General features: G+C 38.7%; 22 protein-coding genes and 1 pseudogene. 16 read left to right on the top strand and 7 right to left on the bottom strand.

What is annotated here, in order from left to right:
• Window positions 1-4 precede the first annotated feature (4 nt).
• The 12 genes and pseudogenes from MKX70_RS16765 to MKX70_RS16820 all read left to right on the top strand — a co-directional run bounded on the left by MKX70_RS16765 (window position 5) and on the right by MKX70_RS16820 (window position 13,754).
• Entirely contained in the window at window positions 5-979 is a 975-nt protein-coding gene (locus tag MKX70_RS16765) for a tyrosine-type recombinase/integrase (protein WP_340840375.1), read from the top strand.
• Between the two features lie 407 nt (window positions 980-1,386).
• A complete protein-coding gene (locus MKX70_RS16770) occupies window positions 1,387-1,722 on the top strand; it encodes a hypothetical protein (RefSeq protein WP_340840376.1) in 336 nt (111 codons plus the stop codon).
• Between the two features lie 13 nt (window positions 1,723-1,735).
• On the top strand, window positions 1,736-1,975 hold the full coding sequence (locus MKX70_RS16775; RefSeq protein ID WP_340840377.1) for a hypothetical protein: 240 nt from the start codon (window positions 1,736-1,738) through the stop codon (window positions 1,973-1,975).
• A gap of 391 nt (window positions 1,976-2,366) precedes the next feature.
• Window positions 2,367-3,269 carry a hypothetical protein gene (locus MKX70_RS16780; protein WP_340840378.1) on the top strand — a complete coding sequence of 301 codons (903 nt, stop codon included), beginning with the start codon at window positions 2,367-2,369 and terminating at the stop codon, window positions 3,267-3,269.
• A 681-nt stretch (window positions 3,270-3,950) separates the two neighbouring features.
• Window positions 3,951-4,199 carry a hypothetical protein gene (locus tag MKX70_RS16785; RefSeq protein WP_340840379.1) on the top strand — a complete coding sequence of 83 codons (249 nt, stop codon included), beginning with the start codon at window positions 3,951-3,953 and terminating at the stop codon, window positions 4,197-4,199.
• A 516-nt stretch (window positions 4,200-4,715) separates the two neighbouring features.
• Window positions 4,716-4,982, top strand: coding sequence for a hypothetical protein (locus MKX70_RS16790; RefSeq protein ID WP_340840380.1), 267 nt, complete (start codon window positions 4,716-4,718; stop codon window positions 4,980-4,982).
• Window positions 4,983-5,648: 666 nt separating this feature from the next.
• Window positions 5,649-5,918 carry an AbrB/MazE/SpoVT family DNA-binding domain-containing protein gene (locus MKX70_RS16795; protein WP_340840381.1) on the top strand — a complete coding sequence of 90 codons (270 nt, stop codon included), beginning with the start codon at window positions 5,649-5,651 and terminating at the stop codon, window positions 5,916-5,918.
• A gap of 730 nt (window positions 5,919-6,648) precedes the next feature.
• On the top strand, window positions 6,649-8,436 hold the full coding sequence (locus MKX70_RS16800) for a type I restriction-modification system subunit M (RefSeq protein WP_340840382.1): 1,788 nt from the start codon (window positions 6,649-6,651) through the stop codon (window positions 8,434-8,436).
• On the top strand, window positions 8,421-9,683 hold the full coding sequence (locus tag MKX70_RS16805) for a restriction endonuclease subunit S (protein WP_340840383.1): 1,263 nt from the start codon (window positions 8,421-8,423) through the stop codon (window positions 9,681-9,683). Before MKX70_RS16800 ends, MKX70_RS16805 begins: the two co-directional genes overlap by 16 nt.
• Window positions 9,684-9,685: 2 nt before the next feature.
• Entirely contained in the window at window positions 9,686-12,802 is a 3,117-nt protein-coding gene (locus MKX70_RS16810; protein ID WP_340840384.1) for a type I restriction endonuclease subunit R, read from the top strand.
• 350 nt (window positions 12,803-13,152) lie between these two features.
• Window positions 13,153-13,284, top strand: a pseudogene (locus MKX70_RS16815) (sporulation initiation factor Spo0A C-terminal domain-containing protein); the annotation flags it as partial.
• 188 nt (window positions 13,285-13,472) lie between these two features.
• Window positions 13,473-13,754 (top strand): copper amine oxidase N-terminal domain-containing protein, encoded by a 282-nt coding sequence (locus MKX70_RS16820; RefSeq protein WP_340840385.1) that lies wholly within the window; start codon window positions 13,473-13,475, stop codon window positions 13,752-13,754.
• 64 nt (window positions 13,755-13,818) lie between these two features.
• Here MKX70_RS16820 and MKX70_RS16825 read toward each other — a convergent pair whose 3' ends face one another.
• Complete coding sequence (locus MKX70_RS16825; protein WP_042237833.1) at window positions 13,819-14,190, bottom strand: hypothetical protein; 372 nt, start codon at window positions 14,188-14,190, stop codon at window positions 13,819-13,821.
• Window positions 14,191-14,459: 269 nt separating this feature from the next.
• On the opposite strand from MKX70_RS16825, the gene MKX70_RS16830 reads away from it, so the two are divergent.
• Together MKX70_RS16830 and MKX70_RS16835 are read left to right on the top strand one after the other, a co-directional pair.
• On the top strand, window positions 14,460-15,119 hold the full coding sequence (locus MKX70_RS16830; protein WP_042237829.1) for a helix-turn-helix domain-containing protein: 660 nt from the start codon (window positions 14,460-14,462) through the stop codon (window positions 15,117-15,119).
• Window positions 15,120-15,238: 119 nt separating this feature from the next.
• The gene (locus tag MKX70_RS16835; protein WP_039300408.1) at window positions 15,239-15,547 is read left to right on the top strand and encodes a hypothetical protein; all 309 of its coding nucleotides are present in this window, start codon (window positions 15,239-15,241) and stop codon (window positions 15,545-15,547) included.
• 108 nt (window positions 15,548-15,655) lie between these two features.
• Here the strand turns inward: MKX70_RS16835 and MKX70_RS16840 are convergent, their stop codons facing one another.
• From MKX70_RS16840 to MKX70_RS16865, 5 genes are all read right to left on the bottom strand, one after another.
• A complete protein-coding gene (locus MKX70_RS16840; RefSeq protein WP_445323669.1) occupies window positions 15,656-18,280 on the bottom strand; it encodes a bifunctional 2',3'-cyclic-nucleotide 2'-phosphodiesterase/3'-nucleotidase in 2,625 nt (874 codons plus the stop codon).
• Window positions 18,281-18,471: 191 nt separating this feature from the next.
• Window positions 18,472-18,651 (bottom strand): sporulation histidine kinase inhibitor Sda, encoded by a 180-nt coding sequence (gene sda / locus MKX70_RS16845; protein WP_042237823.1) that lies wholly within the window; start codon window positions 18,649-18,651, stop codon window positions 18,472-18,474.
• Between the two features lie 265 nt (window positions 18,652-18,916).
• On the bottom strand, window positions 18,917-19,255 hold the full coding sequence (locus MKX70_RS16850) for a LytTR family DNA-binding domain-containing protein (protein WP_340840386.1): 339 nt from the start codon (window positions 19,253-19,255) through the stop codon (window positions 18,917-18,919).
• A gap of 143 nt (window positions 19,256-19,398) precedes the next feature.
• Window positions 19,399-19,917: an accessory gene regulator ArgB-like protein gene (locus MKX70_RS16860; RefSeq protein WP_340840387.1), complete on the bottom strand. Its 519-nt coding sequence runs from the start codon at window positions 19,915-19,917 to the stop codon at window positions 19,399-19,401.
• Window positions 19,898-20,569 carry a hypothetical protein gene (locus MKX70_RS16865; RefSeq protein WP_340840388.1) on the bottom strand — a complete coding sequence of 224 codons (672 nt, stop codon included), beginning with the start codon at window positions 20,567-20,569 and terminating at the stop codon, window positions 19,898-19,900. The genes MKX70_RS16860 and MKX70_RS16865 overlap by 20 nt, the downstream gene beginning before the upstream one ends.
• Before the next feature lie 130 nt (window positions 20,570-20,699).
• Here MKX70_RS16865 and MKX70_RS16870 point away from each other — a divergent pair, with 130 nt between their 5' ends.
• Together MKX70_RS16870 and MKX70_RS16875 are read left to right on the top strand one after the other, a co-directional pair.
• Window positions 20,700-21,218 carry a DinB family protein gene (locus MKX70_RS16870; protein WP_340784485.1) on the top strand — a complete coding sequence of 173 codons (519 nt, stop codon included), beginning with the start codon at window positions 20,700-20,702 and terminating at the stop codon, window positions 21,216-21,218.
• A gap of 15 nt (window positions 21,219-21,233) precedes the next feature.
• On the top strand, window positions 21,234-21,488 hold the full coding sequence (locus MKX70_RS16875) for a hypothetical protein (RefSeq protein ID WP_042237815.1): 255 nt from the start codon (window positions 21,234-21,236) through the stop codon (window positions 21,486-21,488).
• 119 nt (window positions 21,489-21,607) lie between these two features.
• Here the strand turns inward: MKX70_RS16875 and MKX70_RS16880 are convergent, their stop codons facing one another.
• Complete coding sequence (locus MKX70_RS16880) at window positions 21,608-22,177, bottom strand: thymidine kinase (protein ID WP_039300387.1); 570 nt, start codon at window positions 22,175-22,177, stop codon at window positions 21,608-21,610.
• Between the last annotated feature and the right edge of the window lie 87 nt (window positions 22,178-22,264).

The raw sequence follows: 22,264 nt of genomic DNA on the forward strand, positions 1-22,264 counted from the left end.
TTTTATGACGAATTTCGATTTTCAATTGGACAATTTCATGCTTTATTGTTCCTCTAAGAATCTGTCCCGTAAAACCTTAGCAAGCTATGAGCAATCATTAAAATTGTTCGGGAAGTTTCTCCAAGACCAGTTTCAGATTGAAGATGTCAAAAAGGTTCAATCAGGTCATATTCGACAATACATTAAGTATTTAAGGGAGCGGGGGAAGTATTCAGTTGTCACTGACCCGAGTTCCAAAAACAACAATCATCCAGAACAGCGAACTGACTATAAAAAAGATGTCTCTACCACAACGATAGCCAATTATGTGCGGAATATAAAAGTGTTCTTTAATTACTTGTATAAAGTGGAGCGAGAAGTGCCGAAGAATCCGGTAGAAAACATTGAAAACCCAAAGGTAGAGAGGAAAATAAAGAAGACTCTTGCGCCAGAGGAATTAAAAAAGGTACTTGGTCAATTTGATAAATCTGCTTTTCATGGATATCGAAATTATGTGATCACAAGGCTTTTGCTCGATACAGGAATGAGAATAAGTGAGTGTTTGCATCTGCAACCGAAATCCTTTGACTTTAAGCATAAAAGTATTCTTATCAAGAATCCCAAGAATGGTCAGGAACGATATGTTTATTTTTCTTTTAAATCTGCCAATGAGATTAAGAGTTGGATGCGATATAAAGATCGTTATTCGGATAGTCCTTTTTTGTTTCCCACCACCAGAGGAACACAATTAGAACTCAGAAATTATGAACGGGCACTTAAGGAAGCAGGAGAAAAAGTAGGTATTTCTATTCATCCGCACCAACTAAGAAACAACTTTGCTAAGTACTATATTCTCAATAATGGCGACTGGTTCAGCTTGTGTAGAATTTTAGGTCATTCTTCTGTTGAGGTTACACAAAAGGCATATCTTGATTTCACGGATGAAGAAATCGGCAAGAAGTATCAGAAGCATAGTCCCCTAGCAAATATGGAGCTTTGAGTTATCGCTGAATAGAACAAAATAGATAATTTGAACAGAGTCTGTTAATCACCTTAATACAGCCTATATAAGGATTGTAATGAGCATTATATTTTTAGAGCCATTCCTACTGCTGGGATGGCTTTTTTGGTTTGTATGGGGCTCATACAGGCTCTGTATAGCATGTGTTATGAAGTTCTTCAATAAGAAAAAGTATATGTGAGCTTCTCATTGCTTCTTTTACCATGTCTATCATCATTTGTGTATGTCTGTATTTAATTAGCGCATTATTTATGCACCAATAGGAAGTATTAGAGATAAGGGAAGTTCCTCCTTCTCCTCAGAAGATTTTGTTTATTACGGTGTGGCTGGTTCACCATGCCGTAATGTATTTCTGAAAACCCATTATTAAGAAAGGAAGATTTAAGATGATAACTCAATACGAAATTAAGCAAACGTATAATGTGGAGGGGCTGTTGTTTTATTTGGCTAAAAGGGCATTTCATATTAACGCTTCTAGGCATTATTTTGTTGATTTGACTTCATTATCTACTATTTTTAATGTGCCAGAGAAAACACTAAAACAAGTAATAGATTGGAATATGCCTTTGAAAAATCAGTATGGTGTTGCCATAAGTGAAGATAATAAAAGAACAGTAATGTTGAGAGTGGACGCGATTAATATTTTACTTTCTGCTTTAAACGTAGGACTTGAAAAATCGAAGGAAATCAAAATTCTGCTTCAAAATATTAAAAAAAACTAGAGGAGCTAAAAAAATGAATAATGAGAATCCAAAAAATGAAGAGCACATTGTAGAGAATTTAAGAATTGATGATACAGGCAAGAAAAAGATTTTGACGTTATCGCTAGACGATTACACTTATTTTTACCTCAAATTCATGTCTGCTATGGAAAGCTTACCAATAAACGCCATACTTACAGTGATGGTTGAAGAAGATATGCAAAAGAATAAGGACATTGTTGATATTTATAATCAAATTAAATTTCTTAAATGACATACTTTTTGAAGATTATTCTGATATACCGTAAGAAAATGAACTTTTGCTATCCCCCGCTTCTGGGGGATTTTTTAGGTGAAGAAAAATGAAAGCGAATTTGTAAATATATATTAATCAGTCATAACAAGGCGTTATTTTGCACGATTATGGAAGATTGTAATTATGACAATTGAAAGGAGAGAAATGCATGGGGAAGTTAGTTAATGCAAAGGATATATGCCAGCGGTTTAGCACCTCAAAACGAACGCTCTGCCGCTGGGGAAATAAAGGAATACCTTCCATACAGTTATCCTATAACATGGTCAGATATGATATTGCGGCGGTTACAGAATGGGTTATGAAATAGAAATTTGATAAGAAATAATATATTAGAGGAAGCGGGAAATATATGAATACCGGAATCATAGAAATGGATGGGGAACAATTTCTCATTGCGAAAGCAGACAAATACGAAGTAATAAGTATAGCACAAAAGGAAGGCTATAAAAGAAAGCTTGAGCTTGAAGCATATAAGATTAATGCAAAAGGTAAGAACTTTGTAATTTGCTATAATGAATCTGTGAAAGAAATAGCAACCAAGTTAGAATTGCATGAATTAGGTGCAGTGATCATGCTCCTGCCGTATATGTTTTTTAAAAGGGATGGCTTGCTTTCTAGAGATGGAGAAACAATGAAAATGGAGCAGATAGCAACTGTAATTGGAAGAAGTATTCCACAAACAAAAAAAATAATGAAACGTCTTATTAGTGTTGGCATTATTATTAGGGGCGGCTCGAACAAAAAGCCCACTTATAGTATTAGCAAGGAGTACCATACTATGGGAGAAGTAATTGATGGAAGAATGTTCACGAAGTTGTATCAAGTAGAATCACGCAAAGGGTTAAAGGAAGTTACATTACACGAAGCAGGTATACTATATAGAATCCTTCCTTGGTTTCATTATCAGAACTATTACCTTTGCTCCAACCCCGACGAAAATGATCCAGAGGTCATACATCATCTTTCACACCAGGAATTAGCAAAATTAATCAGAGTTGATGAAAAGACAGCTTACACTCACATGAGAAAATTGATTTATAGAGGATTCATCATCCAAATTAAGGGTATTGGTGGTGCAGTCAACTATAGAGTTAACCCTGATATTATGTCAAAAGAAAAGTCAGGAGTATTAACGACAGAAACAGAAAGCGTGAAAGGAATGTTCCGAGAATTAGCAAGAACATTCGAACGAGAAAAACAGTTAAAGGAATTAGGTTTGCATAGATCCGATCAAGCAATCGGGAGGATATAATACTATAAACAGCTATTCATCGGGAGGATATAATACTATAGATATGCTGAAAAACTCAATGGTATCAAGGCATGTAGCAGTTTTCAATGATTTTCTATTCTTTATCTTATTAACCACAATATATAATTTTCTATAAAAATCTTATCTCCAGCATCTAGCTTTGACAATTTCTACAATAATTTTCACTATACAGTCATAGCGTAGAAGCTGAATCACCCATAGGGGGATTTAATGATATAACTGTACAATGAGCTATCCACTTAAAGGTATGCTCCCTCCCTTGATAATAGATACTTACTGCAACCGGGAGGGAGTTCTGTACAAGTTAATATCTTCCGTAGTCAGCGATATGAATATTATTAATCATCACTCCTGCCTATAGAAAACCCTATACAGCTAAGGATCGAGCCGTGCAAATCGGTTATATACGAGTATCATGCAATAAAGATCTTGAATAATATCTTGCCTTATACATGTATAACAAATGCTTAACAAGGCAAGAGCCGACTCTAATCGGCAATATTAATGTTTTAAATTTATTTATTGATAACGACCAGTAAAGTTAACACAAATAATCATTGCTGACATTTGAAGATTTAAGAATCATCAGCAAAGAGCCGGGTTGAAAGGCATTTCTAATCCGGCGATATAAAAATAATAACTAATTAAAGGAGGACAAAAATGTCAATAAAAACATATAAGGTTGCCTATGGCGTGAATCGTGATTTCTCTGTGCAAATAATGAGTCATAAAGAAATTGATTCATTGGTATCTGAATCACTGAAAAGAAAATCTATATCGACCAATGAACCAAAGCCCAAACCGATTGCTAGGCTAAGTGAACCATTTGCTCACTTGAAAGCGTCTGACCTACCAACTAAGAATAAGTCAAATAAAGAGCCTTTTGCACACTTAATAACTAATCGTTAAGGATTACCCTTGATCACAGCAAGTCTTCGTATTCACAGGTATTAGTATCATTAGATATATCGTTCGGAACATTTTGTTGCAAAGGATTTCTAATATACTGATTGTTTAGTATATTAATTCGTTAAACTAATGAATTACCGTTCAGATTATCGTTTATCCAGATATTGTGAATATATGTGAGAGTATACTTAAAATTATTAATAATAAGGGTCTATGAAAAGTGAGTATGAAGACTATCTTGGTTATAAACTGAAAGCTGAGAGTATCTAAAAGCTACCTTCTATGGAGATTTAGTGTATCAGTGGAGTGATCTTCTATAGTATGTATCTGCCTTTAGGAAATAATCTAAGGGCTATTACTTTTGAAATTTGATTTTTCAAATTGTCTTCCCTTTGATAAGTTAAGTGAACTGAGAAACAAGTTATAATATAATTATAATATATTCCATAATTGGTAATATAAATTTATTTATGTTATTATAAATTCCTAACTATGAAACCGCAAAGGGGAACCAAAATGAATCAAAAGAGACGTAAGAGAAAGCATTACACGGATGATCACAGCCAAAAAACATACTACATTGAGAATAGTGTGCTTGCAGCACTTAATGAAATTAATGAAAATGTTTGGGGAGAAACCTCTAAAACTGTGAATAAGGCGTTGAGTGCCTATATTACCGATGAATATCCTGAAATCGCAAAAAAACATGCTTTGCTTAACCAAGATATAATAGAGGAAGCAAAAGTTAAAGTAATGTTCAATGTAGTAATATCACACATATGATGAATTAAGCTCTGCCCAATGTTATCAAGGCTTACATGTTGATTTCTTACTGCAAAAGTTGAGTATTTAAGGGGTATATGGGAGAAGCCATAATGCTGCGGATTTAAGAATTTCATATTGTTGTCTCATAATTTCTCTAATGATATTATATTAATAAACAAAACACATCTATATACTAAAGAAAAGTCCTTGTCGCTGTAACGACAAAGACCCTCTAGATCAAGAAAGACTGTGGATTGCCACGGCGCACAAGAATTACAAAACCTAATTCAAGCGAAGCCCACCGTAGGCGGTCAACCTATTTAACGGTGGGTGTTTTTTTCTAAGAGTTTCATTCATATTCAATGTAGGACTTTATAGAGTCGCTTAGCTGATCTGTTTGTTCCAGTCTATCACTTATATCAGGTACTTTTAGTTTGACTAAATTGATTATTTTAATGGTGTATGTCCCCTTTTTTTCAAAAGTTGAAACTTAATTTAATACACCGCTAGTTGTATAATCGAGGTACCACATCATAACTTGTTTCTTACATTAATAATCCTGTGTGCGCCTTATACAGAGGGGATATTACTTACATGTAAAATTACTTATGTAATATTCAAACGTGTCTCAATCAAGCTTGTAGAAGTTAACAAATGCACATAAAGGAAAGGGTGGGTTTCGATATGACTACCATAACGATATGCAAATGGGGAAACAGCTTGGCTGTCCGCATCCCACAGAACGTAGCAGAACAATTGAACTTAAAAGATGGCACCAAAGTAGAAATGATTGTTAGAGGAAATATCGAAGTCGTTATTCGAAATACTTTTCCGGCAGCCGAGGACCAAGAAGCTTTACGAGAACATTTTTTGGCGCTACGAGCAAGGAGTATTCCTGGCATGGTTAATCATAAAGAAATATTTGCTGACCCAGAAGGAGACGAAGTGATATAGGTTCAATGAGGGAAACTTTATAATTTGATCCTCTAGTTTCTCTTGTTATAATATCACGTGAGATAAGCATAAGAAATCCATCAACCTTTTTTAGGTTTGAGTGGATTTATTCTTTTCTGTGACTGAGCAAGAGTTAGTACATTTGAAGCGGATATGGCAAAGAATATTTCAAAGTTAGGTGAAATGAAAATAGTAGAAAGACTAATTCTCTATTATTTATACCTCATCTACTAGGAGTTATCATTGGAATGTCGTTAAAATGGGGCTCTTCGCTATACTGCGTGGTTAAGGATACGTTTGATTGAGTAATAGAGCGATTTGACATGGAGCTTCTGCAAGCATGGGTACTCGCGAAAGCCGCGAAGCACAAGGACTTCACGATGCTAACCAGCTTATCATGTCCGCCTCTCCCTAAAAAATCGCTATCTATAATACCACTTCGTGTAGAGAGGAGGCTAAATGGAAACAGTTTGTCGAATAAAGGGATTTTCAGTAGTATTGTGGAATAAATCTAAAAGGATTATCACATAAGGATAAAAGTTACCTAACAGAGGTAAAAGAATATCTGGTTACAATCATAAAAGAACTATGGACTATAGCGGATAGCATATAGGTATTATTCTAGTCTTAAAACACTATGTGATCTAGGATTGTTCTTAACTTTTATTGATGTCCTTGAATAATAACCGAAAAAAGATACAGAACAGTAAATGAAAGAGGGTTAATTAATATGCAAGATATTTATTCAAGTAAGCAAACAGCAGTAAACATCTCAGAGAAATCAAATATGATATGGAACAATGCTAACCACTTAGTGGGACTATATAAACCACATGAATATGGTAAGGTTATTCTCCCTATGACGGTTATCAAGCGTTTTCACGATACACTTTTACCAACTAGAGAAAAAGTGCTTGAAACCTATGAAAAGGTTAAAAACTTTGAAGTTAGGGACGGGTTTTTGGAAGTTGCTTCAGGGCTCAGTTTTTATAATACTAGTTCTTTTACGTTTGAGTCCCTCTTGTCAGACTCTTCTCATATTGAAGATAATTTTCGTGCATACTTAAATGGTTTTTCAGACAATGTTCAAGATGTTCTTGCGCACTTTGAATTTGACAAGGAGATTACCAAACTTGCAAATAATAATATCCTATTTTATATAATTCAAGAGTTTAACAAAAAATCAAGTTACCTTGGTGCAGACTCTATCACAGCCGTTGATATGGGTTATATTTTTGAAGATTTGATAAAAACCTTTTCAGAGTCTTATAACGAGGAAGCAGGAGCACATTTTACAAGTCGTGATATCATCTATTTAATGACCGATCTTTTAATATGTGGTGAAAAAGATGTTTTGCTTGAAAATGGTGTTGTTAAAACTGTGTATGACCAAACAATGGGTACTTCACAGATGCTTGGCTGTATGGAAGAACGCCTTCGTGCATTAGATGCGGATGCTGAAATTCGTTGTTTTGGACAGGAGTTTAACCCGGAAACATATGCTATTGCAAAGGCTGATATGATAATCAAGGGCGGAAGTTCTGACAATATGAAGTTTGGCGACACTCTCTCTGATGATAAATTTTCTGGTTATACCTTTGACTACTGTATTTCAAACCCACCTTTTGGTATAGACTGGAAACGTGAAGAAACCGCAGTTAAGGCAGAATACAAGCTTGGAGATAAAGGAAGATTCGGAGCAGGACTACCAAAAATAAAAGATGGTCAAATGCTGTTTATGCTAAATGGTGTAAGCAAGCTAAAGGACACAGGCAAAATGGCGATCATCCAAAATGGCTCACCATTATTTTCTGGTGCTACTGGTTCTGGTGAAAGCGAAATTAGAAGATATTTAATTGAAAATGACTGGCTTGATGCTATTATTCAGCTATCTACGGATGCTTTTTACAATACAGGAATTACAACCTATGTTTGGATAGTCACAAAAAATAAGCCTTCACATAGAGAAGGAAAAGTCCAGCTGATTGATGCTTCTAACATGTACGAGCAACGAAGAAAATCTATTGGTAATAAGAGAAATGATATAACTGACGCCTGTAGAGATATTATCGTGCAGGCTTATGGTGACTATCAAAATAGGACCTATACAATGGGGAATAAAATCTGTGAATCTAAAATAATTGGAAATATTGACTTTGGGTTTAATAAGATAACCATTGAAAGCCCTTTGCTTGATGAAAACGGCAAGCCAGTTATGAAGGCTGGGAAAATAGTGCCAGACCCTTCTAAAAGAGATACAGAAAATGTTCCACTAACAGAGGATATTGATGTCTATTTTAATAGAGAAGTAAAGCCTTTTAATCCAAATGCGTGGATAGATAGAAATAAAACTACCGTTGGTTATGAAGTTCCATTCACAAGGTATTTTTACAAATATGTTTCCCCTGAAAAAAGTGAACATATAGCAAAGAGAATAAGCGGACTTGAGGAAGGCATTTCCGCTTCCCTTGAAAGACTGTTTTCAGAAGGTGGTGAAACAAAATGGGACGAGAGATGAAAGATAGCGGGATAGAGTTTATTGGAGAGATACCAAAGTATTGGGGGGTAATTCCAATACAACGAGTCTTTGATGAAGTGAAAAACCCAAATAAAAGTAATTCTGAAAGTAATGCGATGTCTTTTAGATATGGTTCGATTGTCAAAAAGAAGGAAGTAGGGAATATCGACGAATTTCAAGAAACATATCAAAATTATAATGTTGTCATGCCAGGAACAATAATGATAAATGGTTTGAATCTTTCATTTGATTTTGTAACACAAAGAGTCGGATTAGTAAATGAAAAAGGGATAATAACATCCACTTATATTGCTATGATTCCAAAAGACTTAATAGCTAGTAGTTACTCTTACTATCTTCTTAAAAGTTATGATAATTGTAAAGCGTTTCATAATATGGGAAGAGGATTAAGAAGCATATTAAGCTATAATGAATTAAAAAAATATAAGATTGTACTTCCTCCCCTCATGGAACAACATCGCATTGTCGATTATCTTGAAAAGAAGTGTGCTGAGATCGACATTGTTATAGAAAATACAAAAGCATCTATCAAAGAATATAAAGAGTATAAACAATCGATTATCACCGAAGCGGTTACCAAAGGCTTATACCGAAATGTAAATATGAAATCTAGCAATGTTGAGTGGATTGGGGAGTTTCCAGAGCATTGGGAAACAACAAAGTTAAAATATATTTTTTCTATAAAAAAGGATATTGCTAATGAATTAGGTCATGAAATTCTGTCTGTAACTCAATCTGGACTAAAGATAAAGGATATTTCTAACAACGAAGGTCAAATATCATCTGACTACAGTAAATACCAACTCGTTGACATTGATGATTTTGTTATGAATCATATGGATTTACTTACAGGCTGGGTTGATTGTTCAAAATATATGGGAGTCACAAGCCCTGATTATAGAGTTTTTAAGTTGAATAAAGCAGAACATCATTGTAAGGAATTTTATACTTACTTATTTCAAATTTGCTACAAGAACAGAATATTTTACGGATTAGGGCAAGGTGTATCTAATTTAGGAAGATGGAGATTGCAAACTGACAAGTTTATAAACTTTATGCTTCCTATGGTGCCATTAAAAGAACAACAAGCCATAGCCTACTACTTAGACCAAAAATGTATTGAGATTGATAACCTAATATCCCAAAAGCAACAGATAATATCAGAACTTGAAGCCTATAAAAAATCTCTTATATTTGAATGTGTAACAGGCAAGAAGGAGGTGTAGTGATGCAAGATAATGAAAAACGCTTTGAACACGATATAGAAAGTTTTTTGCTTTCTCATATGGGTGGTTACACCAAAGGTGATCTCCATACTTATAACCGTGAAAAGGCTATCGATATGGACAAGTTTGTTGCCTTCCTTTCTGCTACACAGTCAAAAGAATGGGATCGACAAGTTAAGCGCGACGGAGCAGATGCAAAGGCTCGACTTTATCGATGCTTACAAACAAATGTTGATAGTGAAGGTCTAATCTATGCATTACGACATGGTATCATTGACCGTGGTATCAAGTTTAAACTTGCCTTCTTTAGACCAGAAACAAGCCTTAATCCTGATGTTATAATGCAGTATAAAGGTAATATTCTTACTTGTACGCGCCAGTTTAAGTATTCTGCACAAAATGAAAATTCAATTGATATGGTCTTATCTTTGAATGGAATCCCTGTTGTTGCATTAGAGCTTAAAAATCAACTAAAAGGGCAGTCGGTTGATAATGCCAAAAGTCAGTTTATGTATGATCGAAATCCAAAAGAATTTATTTTCGGGTTCAATAATAGGTTACTTGTATATTTTGCAGTTGATCTTTATGAAGTGGCAATGACAACAGAACTTAAGGGAAAAAACACTTTCTTTTTACCTTTTAATCAAGGTTCAAATGGTGCAGGCGAAGTTGGGGGTGCAGGTAACCCTGAAGGCGATGGCGAGGGATATATTACCTCATATTTATGGGAAAAGGTTTTGCAAAAAGACACCTTACTTGACATTATACAAAGATACATACACTTAGATATTTCAGAATCAACTGAAAAAGTAAATGGCAGGCGTAAAATAAAGGGTAGCAAAAAAATAATCTTCCCTCGTTATCATCAGCTTGATGTAGTTACAAAGCTCTTATCAGATGTTAAAGTAAATGGTAGCGGAAAAAATTATTTAATTCAACACTCCGCAGGGTCTGGTAAGAGCAATTCTATTGCGTGGCTTGCATATCGCTTGGCAACCCTACATGATGAGTTTAATAACAGTGCGTTTACTTCGGTTATCGTGGTAACGGATCGCCGTGTGCTTGATAATCAACTTCAAAATACTATCTCGGGTTTTGACCATATAGAAGGTATAGTTGAAACTATTGACGATAAAAAAACTTCAAAAGACTTGCGTGATGCTGTTAATGATGGCAAGAAAATTATTATCACTACATTACAAAAGTTTCCTGTTATCTATGAAGAAATTGATGATAACAAAGGCAGAAAATTTGCTATCATAGTTGATGAAGCTCATTCTTCTCAAACTGGTAATAGTGCTAAAAAATTAAAAGCAGCATTAGCAGATGTGGTAGAAGCACTGAAAGAATATGCTGAAATTGAAAATACAGCTGAGTCCGATGTGGAAGATGCAGAGGATAATCTTATAAAAGAGCTTATCACTCATGGACGACACAAGAATTTATCGTTTTTTGCATTTACTGCAACACCAAAGGAGAAGACCCTGGAAATGTTTGGGGAAAAGCAACAGGATGGGTCCTTTCGTGCTTTTCATAATTACAGTATGCAACAAGCTATAGATGAAGAATTTATCCTTGATGTGCTTAAAAACTATATGACATACAAAACCTGTTTTAAAATTGCTAAGAATACACCTGATAACCCAGAGGTGCCGACCACAAAGGCGGTTAAGGCAGTTAGTCGTTATCAGGAGTTGCACCCACATAATTTGCAACAAAAGACAGCGGTTATGATTGAGCAGTTTAGAGAAATAACAAAAAATAAAATTGGTGGCAATGCAAAGGCTATGGTGGTAACAGCATCTCGCCTTCATGCTGTACGTTATTATCACGAGTTTAAGCGTTATATCGAGAAGTATAAGTATAATGATATTGATATTCTAATTGCTTTTTCAGGTGTGATAAATGATCTGAATGATTATGGTGACATCGTAGCCTATACAGAAGTAGGGATGAATAAGCGAATAGACGGCTCAACCATTAAAGAAAAGCAGTTGCCAGAAGAATTTCATCACGACTTTAACTGTCTAATTGTTGCAGAAAAGTATCAGACAGGGTTTGACGAGCCTTTATTGCATACAATGTTTGTTGACAAAAAACTGGATGGAGTTAAAGCTGTTCAAACACTTTCAAGGTTAAACCGCACTTGCCGTGGTAAAGATGATACATTCATTTTGGATTTTGTAAACTCAACAGAGGATATGAAAAAATCCTTTTCCCGCTTTTATGAAGCTACTTTTCTAAATGAAGAAATAAATATCAATCTAATTTATCAGGCACAGAATTTATTGCGTAAATTTAAGCTATATAATGATGCTGACATAGAAAAGTTCATTAAGATTTATTACAAGAATGGACAGCAGACAGATAAAGACCTTGGCAAAATGACCGCATTATTAAAGCCAGTTGTAGTCAGATACAATGAGCTTGATATTGAAGCGCGTTATGAATACCGCATGACTATTAGGAATTTTAACAAGTGGTATTCCTATATCGCACAGATAGTTAGAATGTTTGATAAAAGCCTTCAAAGAGAATTTGCCTTTACTTCATATTTAGCAAAGATGCTACCAAAGGAAAATGACAAAAAGGTTGATCTAGAGGATAAGTTACGCTTAGAATTTTATAAGCTTGAAGAAACTTTTAAAGGAGATATTGCTCTTAATCCTTCAAAAGAAGATCAGACACTTGTTAATCCAAAAAGATTTGTTCCTGAATCTGTTATCATAGGCGATGATGAGCTTCTAGAAAACATCATTAATAAGATAAACGAGCGTTTTAATGGTGTATTTACAGAGGGGGACAAGGTTATCGTAGAAACAATTTATAATAAAGTTGTTAAAGATAACAAGAAACTTAGGACGTACGCGAAAAATAACGACGCAGAAGTATTTGAGCGAAGTATCTTCCCTGAAATCTTCAAAAAGATTACTCAGGAGTGTTATATGGAATCTATGTCTTCATTCTCAAAGCTTTTTGAAGATAAGACGTTTTATAATTCCGTCATGGAAGAAATCGCAAGGGAGTCTTATAAGGATTTGAGAAGTGAAACTACGTACTCTGAAAGTTATAAAACCCAATACCCGAAGGTTGCTGAGGAAAGAGAAAAAAGTTATTGAGTAAGATATTTAGTTATATAAGCCTAACAACTTTAACACACAAGATGGAATAAGCACTTTTAGTGAAAATTAGAATAATATATATCTGAGCCAGCGTCAGTTAATTTAGGTGTGGACATTGGGAATAGGGTTGAATATCCCCCTCCCCCCATACTGTTTGACCAGCAACATCGACTATGTAGCGACAAAGGTATAATTGACATTCTTGTCCAAATGGGTTATTTTGGTCGTAGGCATTAATGCCCGTAAATAATTCAACAGGAACCCAATAAATAAATGGTTTTCAGCTGAATTTTCGTTTTAGAAGAGTTCCTATAACTCCTGTGTGAAACCTTGTAACCCTTGCGGCTCTAGGCGGCAACATCGACAGCATCTCCCACCTGTTCGGCTATACCATTAATATCTCCAAATCCAAGCCAACTAACTCAGAATTTATTGCCATGGTAGCCGACAAGCTGCGCATTGAGCACAAGGTGTCTTGAAAGGGTTAGGATTAGGATACGTGAAGATTTAACGGGGAACTGATGAGTCAATCAGTTTCTGCTGAGAATATGTACAAAACACTCCTTCATGGGTATGCAAATCCCTTGAAGGAGTGTTTTTAAAGTAATGTTATAAAATAAAATAATATAAATGGAAAATATTAGATTGAATATATATTATGTAGTCTATGCGGCCGATCTTTGAGAAATATGGAATGAGCATTGAATGGGATAATGTTACGAAAACAGTAACTGCAACGAAAGAGGGTACGGTCATTAAATTAACGCATAATTCTCATGATGGAGTTATTAATGGAGAAAAGGTTGCTTTAACTCAGGTTCCGACCTTAGAACCGAACAACAATATATTTTACGTTAATCTGAGATTTGTCTCTGAAGCATTAGGGGCAGCGGTTCAATGGAATAAAACAAACGATGATGCCTCAATCTACATTAGCTTTCCTGAATAATTGTTAAAATTAAAAAAGGTGATCCCCAACTCAACCGGTTAGGAATCACCTTTTGTATGTTTTTTTAGTTAATCGTCTGGTTAGACAAGCCGTTCAGGTAAGCATCTGCTTCTTCATAGGTCGGGTAGTGGACAGCGAATTTGCCGAACAATCGCTTCATCTGCATTTTCCATACCGGGGAATCTGCAACGTAGACCCAGCCGCCAACACCTGAGGCAATCGCCAGGTCGCCCGTCGGAGCAAGCAAAGCTGCTACTTCCGGAGACAGTACAGTAGGGGAACCCGTTACATCGGTTACGCCGGTGAATCCCGGTTTCAGTTTCTTCAGAGCACTCTCGAAATCGGCTATGTATGCAGGCACATCACCTTCGGTGAGGCCATAGGCTCTAACAATCACCTGATTTTTTGCTACATTTACTTCCATGGTGTAAGACATAATAATTCCCCCAGTAGTGATTTTGATTATACATTAGTCTTTATCGGATAATAATGCAGTGTATTTGAGAGAATAAGGAAATCAAATCAGATCCGTTCACAGTTATGGGAATTACCTCCATTTAAAGCGGATTTAGCCTTAAGTTTAGCTGCCCTTGAGTGCTAATGTTGGATTTTTTATTGATTCTGCCTAAAGAATTTACACAAACAATTGTTATAATGAAACACAAATTGTTATCTTGTGTTATGATATAGGTAGAGGTGGCTCCTATGAACGATTTCGATAACTATCCCGATGAGCTGGGGAATTTCATCCGGCACTTCCGCAAAGCTCGAGGTTTGACCTTACGAGGGCTTGAAGAGAAGAGCGGCATCAGCTATTCACAGCTTAGCAAGATTGAACGGGGAGAGAGTATTCCGCTTAAAGATAACCTGGACAAGATCATTGAGGCGCTCGGAGGGGATCTTAAGAACCGGATGTATCATTTGGCAGACTACATGCCTGACATTGAATACATTAAGACTCTCAAGCAGGGCTACAAGCTGCCGCAGCATAATCAGTCCCAGGATTACATCTATGAAACGGCGTTTAACAAGCTGAAGGAGTTCCGGGCTAAGGAAGACAAAGAAACGTCATATGTTTCGTTTGATTCTGACGAAGTTATCGTTTATGAAACGGAATATGGGGCAGGAATGGTAATAGAGAAGATCGAGAAATACAACCTGACCGACGTCCTGAACGATATATTCGAGGGAAGTCTGGATAGCCTCCGCAAACAGCCCCGCAAAGGGCGTCAGGCCTATTTGTTCGGAGAGTGGCTCCGCGAATGCATCTATGAACTGAAGGAAGAAGAGCAGGATCAGGTTATCCAGTCATTGAAGGAATTCACTCAGTTCAAAGTCCAGCAGATCAAGGGCGTGTATAAGTGAAGAAGGGCCTAGCTCAGCTTGTTGTCAAAAATGAATAATGTTGCCCTTTCTTGCAGCCATCTATTCATCTTGATCCATAAACAACTACAAATGGTTAGACAGAAAAGGGGATACGAATCATGAGAATCAATATGAAGTTTACCAGCAAAGGTAAAGCTGCAATCGAGAATTTCAATAACGATGAGCTGTTGGAGATCTTTGCAAGATACATCAAAACACTTACTAAGAAATACGATATTGAAGTGGATGTGCCTCTTGAAGTGAACCAGAATATCGTAGGCGACGGTACGATCATCGCCCTGGCGCAGAATGTGAAATGCGATGTGGATACTTTCTTCAAAGAGCTGGGCCGTGATATCAAGGTTCCACTGAAGAAGAGACTCGGCGGCAAGCTGGAGAATGTCTTCAAGACAGAATTCATCGAGTAGTCCCTTGTGTACTAACATAAAAAGCCATCCCCGCACGTATGTGGAGGATGGCTTTTTTGCGTCTGTGCATACTGTTCAGTATAGCCTTTCAGCGCTCACAGCTGAGGGTTACTCTACAGAAGCAGACAGCAGGCTGGAGATTACTTTGGCGGCTTCAGCGCGTGTGGCAGTAGCCTTAGGGGCGAAGCTGCCGTCTGTGCGTCCAGCGATAATCTTCTTATCGACAGCGACGGCTACAGCGGATGTTGCCCAAGCGCTGATGGAAGCCGAATCGCTGAAGCTGACTGCTGTGGAGGCAGTCAAGATTTTACCGGCACGAAGATCCAGCCCCTGCTTCACCATAACCGCCATCTGTTCACGGGTGATGGATGCATTAGGTGCGAAGGTATCGGCGGTTAGACCGCTTACCAGCTTGTTCTCATGAGCTGCTGCAACGGCACCTGCATACCAGGCGGATGCGGGTACATCTTTGAAGGCTGGAGATACGTTGACTTGTAGCTTCAAGGCTTTGGTCAGCAAGCTGGCGAATTCTGCGCGGGTTACCAGGCCGTTCGGATCAAAAGTATCGGCTGTTTTGCCGGAAATGATCTTATCCGCAGTGAGGCTATTGATGTAACCAGCCGCCCAGTGTGACACGGGAACATCCTTGAATACTGCAACGGCAGGCTGTTGCGTAACCGGATCAGCAGCGGGTAGAGATGGCGTTACAGCCTTGCTCACGTCCAGTGTGAAGACACCAAAGCCCTTCTCATCCACTTGACCTGTATAGGCAATGTTATCCGTCGTTTTGGCATAGGCCTCTGCTTTGGGAGATGAGGTGAAGGTGACCTTCACATTCCCGGAGATTGGTGCAATCGACCAGTTGTTGTCGGCGGACGGATTAATGGTCTTGCTGGCCGTGATATAATCCATCAGGATCTGGCGGTTCTCATCCGGTGAGTCGATGATGTATTTGCTGCCTTTGACACCAGGGAAGTTACCGCCGCCGCTTGCGCGGTAGTTGTTAGTTGCCATGATGAAATCCTGATTCGGATCAATCGCTTTGCCGTTATACTGCAGATTGATAATCCGGGTGGAGGAGGCGTCATTCACGGTACCATCCGGTTTGTACTTGGCTGGTTTGGTAACATCGACCTGATAAGTTACACCATCAATTACGTCGAAGTTATAGACGGCGAAGGAGGAATTAAGCAGTTCCTGCGCTTTTGTAGCGGACGGATCGATCTGATTGAATTTGCCCGCAGACATTTCCAGCCATTCCTTGACCACAGAACCCTTCACGAGAATCGCCTTCAGCGTATTGTCGTACAGGTACAGGTCACCTGCGCTCTTAATGGCCAGTGGACCCTGAGCAATATCAGTATATTCTTCCGGGCCGTTACGTCCGGCCTTAAATGGAGCACCGACGGACAGAACCGGGATACCTGCATATTGCGGAAGATTAACTTTGATGTAATTCTCTACATACTGTTTCTGCGCAGTGGTAACGATCTGTACGGATGGATCATCCTGAACCAGTCCGAAGTAGCTGTAGATCGGAGCGGTCGTAGTGCCAATTGGACTGTTCGCATAGGCTATCGTTGCTTCATGATCGGCCTGCACGGCATCCACAATGGCCTGATCCACGTCTACCGTAGATTTTTTGGCAACGGCATCATAGATGGCTTTGGTGGAGGATTGCGATGAAGTGACCTTCCACTTGCCATCTGTTTTTTCCAGAGTCAGATCGATCAGGCCCAGATTACTGCCGCCGTAGCCGGCCTGTACTGCCGGGACACCGTTGATGGTTCCTTTGGCATTGTCGACACCAGGCAATACTTTGCCGGAGGCATCCTTGAAGAGGACATCCAGCGACTTCTCATCTGCTGCGGGGAATACTTTATGCGTATGAGAGAAGGTGATCGCATCAATACCGGCAACCTTACTCAGCGGGAAAATAGCATCCTCTGCCTTCACATAAGCTTCGGCACTGCCGTTAAACCCGGAATGGGTCATGGCGATAATCAGATCTGCACCGGCTGCGCGCATCTGTGGAATGAATTTCTCAGCTGTAGCTACGATATCCTTGGTAATGACTTTGCCTTCCAGATTGCTCTTGTCCCATTCGGTAATCTGCGGAGTGACAAGGCCGAGCACCCCAATCTTCAGCGTCTGCATATTGCCGGCTTCATCCTTATAGGATTTGGTAATGATCTGATAAGGGCTGTATTTGTTAACATCGTTGTCCGGATTGCTGTCTTTGTCAGCTACATATACATTGGCGTTAATATAAGGGAAATTGGCGCCTTTGATCGCCAGATCCAGGTATTCCAGACCATAGTTGAATTCATGATTGCCGAAGGTGGCCACATCGTACCCCATCAGGTTCATTGCTTTGTACACAGGGTGAATCTCGGCGCCCTTAATCGGGTTCACAAGCGCTTTGTATGTGCCCAGAGGTGTACCCTGGATCAGGTCGCCGTTGTCTACCAGCAACGTATTACCAACCTCTTGGCGGGCTGCTTTCACTAGATTAGCTGTGCGGGCCAGTCCGACGGTCAGAGACGCAGCGCTCTTATAATAGTCATACGGGAGCAGGTTGGTGTGGATATCTGTAGTCTCCATAATGCGCAGCTCCATGGTAGAGTCAGCCGGCGCAGCTGCCGCGAACATTCCACTGAATGGCAATACAGACAAAGTTACGAGTGAAGATAGAACAGTTTTGTGCAATAAGTGCTGGAAATTGTACCTCATGCAATCTTTCATCCCTTCTATTGTCAAGTTAGATAACAAACACAAAGAATAGTATATAGGAAAGATATTAAAATTAAAATTAAAAATTCAAAAAAATTTATCTCAAAATGACAAAAAAGTATATTGCCCGGCAGGCCGGGTCAATATACCAATAAGTAGGATGGCTGTATAGGAGGGCTTGAAAATATGGATCAGGCATCATAATGATCTGAGCCTAACAGATTTCGGCCAGAAAGGACATTCCTGATGATTTCGATAAAATCGACTGAAGCTTTGGCTTCAAGCGCCAATTCATAGATGTTAATTAATTGTTCGTCAGACAATAGCTCAAGTGATGAGGGGCGCGGAGAAGGATGAAAATAATATTCCATTACATTCCTCCATCTGTAGTTGAGAGTGCCAGCAAATAAGTGAATTGTTTTAAGTCATTACGAATCTATCAAAATGGTACCATTTGGAAGATGATCCGTCTGCTGTCATTCGCCCTCTGAATTCATCTTTACAAAAGATGGGTAATATGGGATAATAATTGGCTTTGGTTCGAACACTTTGTATCTACATTTGTAGTTGGAATATAAATAATCCCGGAACCTGTAAAGTTCCGGGATTATTTATATACTGAATCACAGGCGGAGACTAGGACTCAGACATATTAGATTGGCGAGCATTCAAATATTTCTTGATCCGGGACTCGTTGGACTCCGAAACATGAGCGAATTGTTCTCCTTGACTAAATAAAACGACTTTGCGTTCAATGTCATAGTTTTCAATATTGCTAAGACAAACAACATTGCTGCGGTCCAGACGTTCAAATCCATTATCCTTGTAAGCAGACAACAGATCGGAAAGGGTGGTGGGGAGAACGAATTCGCCTTCTTTCGTATGGACGAATATTGTATTCTTATAGTTAGAGAAATACAATATTTCTTCTTCCTGAATATACCGGGAAGAGCCGTCGTTTAGTAGAACACGCATGTTGTCCCCATCCTTGTTCGGTTACTTACGTAATTCTTGTGGAGCTTCTGGACTGTGGAATCCTAGCTTCATAACAGCTGCAAAAAAGCGGGCAGATACGTTAAGGGCAGAAGAAGCATGTTTTGCGACCTGTCTTTTCATGATTAGCACCTCCTTTTCCAAGGAATTATTGTAACTGACTGGATTAAAAATGCCAGTCCGATGACGGAGGAAGCCATAAAAAAATTTGAACAAACCATAATAACTGAAATTAATTTTAGTGAAGGGAACCATTTTACTGGGATGTGGGTGTTTTTATCTGGATTTGGTGCAAATAGAAGCATTAGAATTAAGGAAAGACCTGTTATGTACCAAAGAGTGGTACCTGTAAGCTGAAATAAATAGGGGGTCATAGAGCAAATTAAGATCGTCACAATATTGCATGCTGTTGCTGATTTGAGATGAACACCACCTGAAAAAATACGAAGTAATGAAAGACTTAAATAGAATATTAGGGTCTCTATGAAATTGTTTAATACTAAGCCAATAGACATGGTAACAATAAAAGTTAAGAGGGTATTCAAAATAATACTTAATGAATACTGCATAACTTCAACAGATACTGTTTCTTCAGGGTTAGTTTTCTTTATAGCAAGTGAAATTTTAAGAGCCAAACTGTTCAAAATCATCACCCCGATTTTTTTTGTCCGATTGGTACAGGTATCCAAATAAAAGTAGAGCATAAATTAAAGGTATAATAAAGAAAAATCTGAATAGATGTTCTGCGAAAAATAGCATTAGCATAGCAAATATGATCGAAGGAATTGTTAGAATAAACATCATTTTCTCGCGTTTTCCGATAGTGATTTTTTCATCAGGTTTATCCGGTATAAAGTCAAATCCTTTTCTTTTTTTACCCACGTAATTAGCAATAATAAAGGTAATTGTTGCGGTGAGGATTTGCAATAAATAGATTCCTGTAGAAATCGTTGGATATTTAAGCCCGTACATCCCTGTATAATCAATGATTAAATATAGAAGGGACTGTATTAACAAATAGGATTGGTAAGCAATCGCTGTCATTATAAATGCATAAAATATATGAATGCGAAAAAGTAACCATAAAAAGCAAATAATAAGAGTGTATTGTACTAGAACATCTAGTTCTGCGAGTTGGTAATCGTAGCGGAGGACATAAGAAAAAAACGCCATAATAATACCCGCAAAGATAATCTCTTTAGAATAAAGATCAATCTTGAATAATTTGAATCCAAGATAGAACAATGCAGAGCTTTCTAATACGGATAGAATTATAAAGAGCACAAAATCCAGCATGCCTACACTCCCAAACACCAAAGTAGCTATTCTTGGTGATATTATACATAATAGGATAAAATGCAACAACAGGTTTTGACACTTTCCGGCAAATATTTCTTAAAAAATGTATTTTGAGAGGAGTTTTACCATGATTGAGCGTCCAGAGCAGGGAGAATACACCGAATTCCAGTCTAGGTATATTACACTGGTGCCGCCAGAGGGAGATTTGAAGGTCATTCTAAAAGAGCAGACTCAGCATGTATTGGCTTTGCTTGGCGGGCTGACGGAGCAGCAGGGTGAATACCGCTACGCCCCAGGGAAGTGGAGCATCAAAGAAGTCATCGGGCATCTGACGGATAATGACCGCATTATGTCCTACCGTCTGCTTTGTTTTGCCAGAGGAGAGCAGGCAATGCTGCCTGGGTATGAGGAGAATGATTACGCTGCTGCTGGCGAATTCGACCGCTTCACCCTGCAGGAGATGATCACGCATTACCGGATCGTCCGGGAGTCCACCCTGGCGCTGCTGGATAGTCTGCCGGAGGATTCCTATACACGTAAGGGGAGCTTCGGTGGTATAGCCATGTCGGTTCGGGCGCAGGCCTGTCTGATTATCGGACATGAGCTGCATCATCTGCGGGTCCTTCATGAACGTTACTTGAACTAAAGGAGGGGAATGCCTGTGAGCTTGCTCAGAAGCATCTGGCATTTCTTCATTCCGAGAGAACGCACATTAGTATATACCACTTTTGACCAGGGACAATATTTTAAAGTTAAAGGTCTTCTGACGGCGGCAGGAGTACGGCACCGCTCCAGGATTAACGGCGGAATGAAAGCAACCACCCAGCGTGCTAATTATGGAGGAAAGGCTACGGTTCAGCATGACCTGTATGTCCGTAAGGAAGATGAGCACAGGGCGCTGACGGCCATTCATTAGAATAAAACACTAAAAACGCATTTCAGCCTAACAAGGGCTGGAATGCGTTTTGGTGTTTTCTATCTATAAAATGAGTAAAGGAAATAACAAAAGGCTAAATAATAGAAATATATTCTTTTTTACAATGGAGGATTCTTGTGGCATTTGCGGCAGACCGGGTAATAGGCTTCATTGCCGCCGATCTGAATCTGTTTGCCGCTATATACAGGCTTGCCGTCTTCGACCCGCAGTGCCATGGTGGCTTTCCGGGCGCAGAACCAGCAGATGGTCTTCATTTCCTCAATCTTGTCGGCGTAGATCAGCATGTACTTGCTGCCTTCGAACAGATTGTTCTGGAAATCATTTTTGAGGCCGAAGGCCATGACCGGAATGCCGAGCTCATCGACAATGCGCACGAGCTGGAGAATGCAGTCCTTAGTCAGGAACTGGCACTCATCTATCAACACACAGTGGGGTTTCGGCAGATTACTGCTGACAATGCTGTAGATATCCGTATTCTCGTCGATAGGGATGGCCTGCTTGCGCAGTCCGATCCGGGAAGAGATGTAACCGACTTCGTCCCGGTCGTCAAGGGATGGAGTGAAGATCAGTACCGACTTGCCCTGCTCCTCGTAATTATGTGCAACCTTGAGAATCTCAATGGATTTGCCGCTATTCATTGCCCCATACTTGAAAAACAACTGTGCCACGTCCATCTATCCTTTCGCTGTTCAGCTTGGTTAATATTATCCGAAAAATGCGACCTTATTAGAGTATCATATTCGGGGCCGGGGTAG

The sequence above is a fragment of the Paenibacillus sp. FSL R7-0312 genome, from assembly GCF_038004445.1.
Classification (GTDB): domain Bacteria; phylum Bacillota; class Bacilli; order Paenibacillales; family Paenibacillaceae; genus Paenibacillus_AQ.

Excerpts from the sequence above, each read along its gene's own strand:
- MKX70_RS16765 (WP_340840375.1), top strand. The coding sequence starts at position 5 with ATGACGAATTTCGATTTTCAATTGGACAATTTCATGCTTTATTGTTCC.
- MKX70_RS16770 (WP_340840376.1), top strand. The coding sequence starts at position 1,387 with ATGATAACTCAATACGAAATTAAGCAAACGTATAATGTGGAGGGGCTG.
- MKX70_RS16775 (WP_340840377.1), top strand. The coding sequence starts at position 1,736 with ATGAATAATGAGAATCCAAAAAATGAAGAGCACATTGTAGAGAATTTA.
- MKX70_RS16780 (WP_340840378.1), top strand. The coding sequence starts at position 2,367 with ATGAATACCGGAATCATAGAAATGGATGGGGAACAATTTCTCATTGCG.
- MKX70_RS16785 (WP_340840379.1), top strand. The coding sequence starts at position 3,951 with ATGTCAATAAAAACATATAAGGTTGCCTATGGCGTGAATCGTGATTTC.
- MKX70_RS16790 (WP_340840380.1), top strand. The coding sequence starts at position 4,716 with ATGAATCAAAAGAGACGTAAGAGAAAGCATTACACGGATGATCACAGC.
- MKX70_RS16795 (WP_340840381.1), top strand. The coding sequence starts at position 5,649 with ATGACTACCATAACGATATGCAAATGGGGAAACAGCTTGGCTGTCCGC.
- MKX70_RS16800 (WP_340840382.1), top strand. The coding sequence starts at position 6,649 with ATGCAAGATATTTATTCAAGTAAGCAAACAGCAGTAAACATCTCAGAG.
- MKX70_RS16805 (WP_340840383.1), top strand. The coding sequence starts at position 8,421 with ATGGGACGAGAGATGAAAGATAGCGGGATAGAGTTTATTGGAGAGATA.
- MKX70_RS16810 (WP_340840384.1), top strand. The coding sequence starts at position 9,686 with ATGCAAGATAATGAAAAACGCTTTGAACACGATATAGAAAGTTTTTTG.
- MKX70_RS16820 (WP_340840385.1), top strand. The coding sequence starts at position 13,473 with ATGCGGCCGATCTTTGAGAAATATGGAATGAGCATTGAATGGGATAAT.
- MKX70_RS16825 (WP_042237833.1), bottom strand. The coding sequence starts at position 14,190 with ATGTCTTACACCATGGAAGTAAATGTAGCAAAAAATCAGGTGATTGTT.
- MKX70_RS16830 (WP_042237829.1), top strand. The coding sequence starts at position 14,460 with ATGAACGATTTCGATAACTATCCCGATGAGCTGGGGAATTTCATCCGG.
- MKX70_RS16835 (WP_039300408.1), top strand. The coding sequence starts at position 15,239 with ATGAGAATCAATATGAAGTTTACCAGCAAAGGTAAAGCTGCAATCGAG.
- MKX70_RS16840 (WP_445323669.1), bottom strand. The coding sequence starts at position 18,280 with ATGAGGTACAATTTCCAGCACTTATTGCACAAAACTGTTCTATCTTCA.
- sda (WP_042237823.1), bottom strand. The coding sequence starts at position 18,651 with ATGGAATATTATTTTCATCCTTCTCCGCGCCCCTCATCACTTGAGCTA.
- MKX70_RS16850 (WP_340840386.1), bottom strand. The coding sequence starts at position 19,255 with ATGCGTGTTCTACTAAACGACGGCTCTTCCCGGTATATTCAGGAAGAA.
- MKX70_RS16865 (WP_340840388.1), bottom strand. The coding sequence starts at position 20,569 with ATGCTGGATTTTGTGCTCTTTATAATTCTATCCGTATTAGAAAGCTCT.
- MKX70_RS16870 (WP_340784485.1), top strand. The coding sequence starts at position 20,700 with ATGATTGAGCGTCCAGAGCAGGGAGAATACACCGAATTCCAGTCTAGG.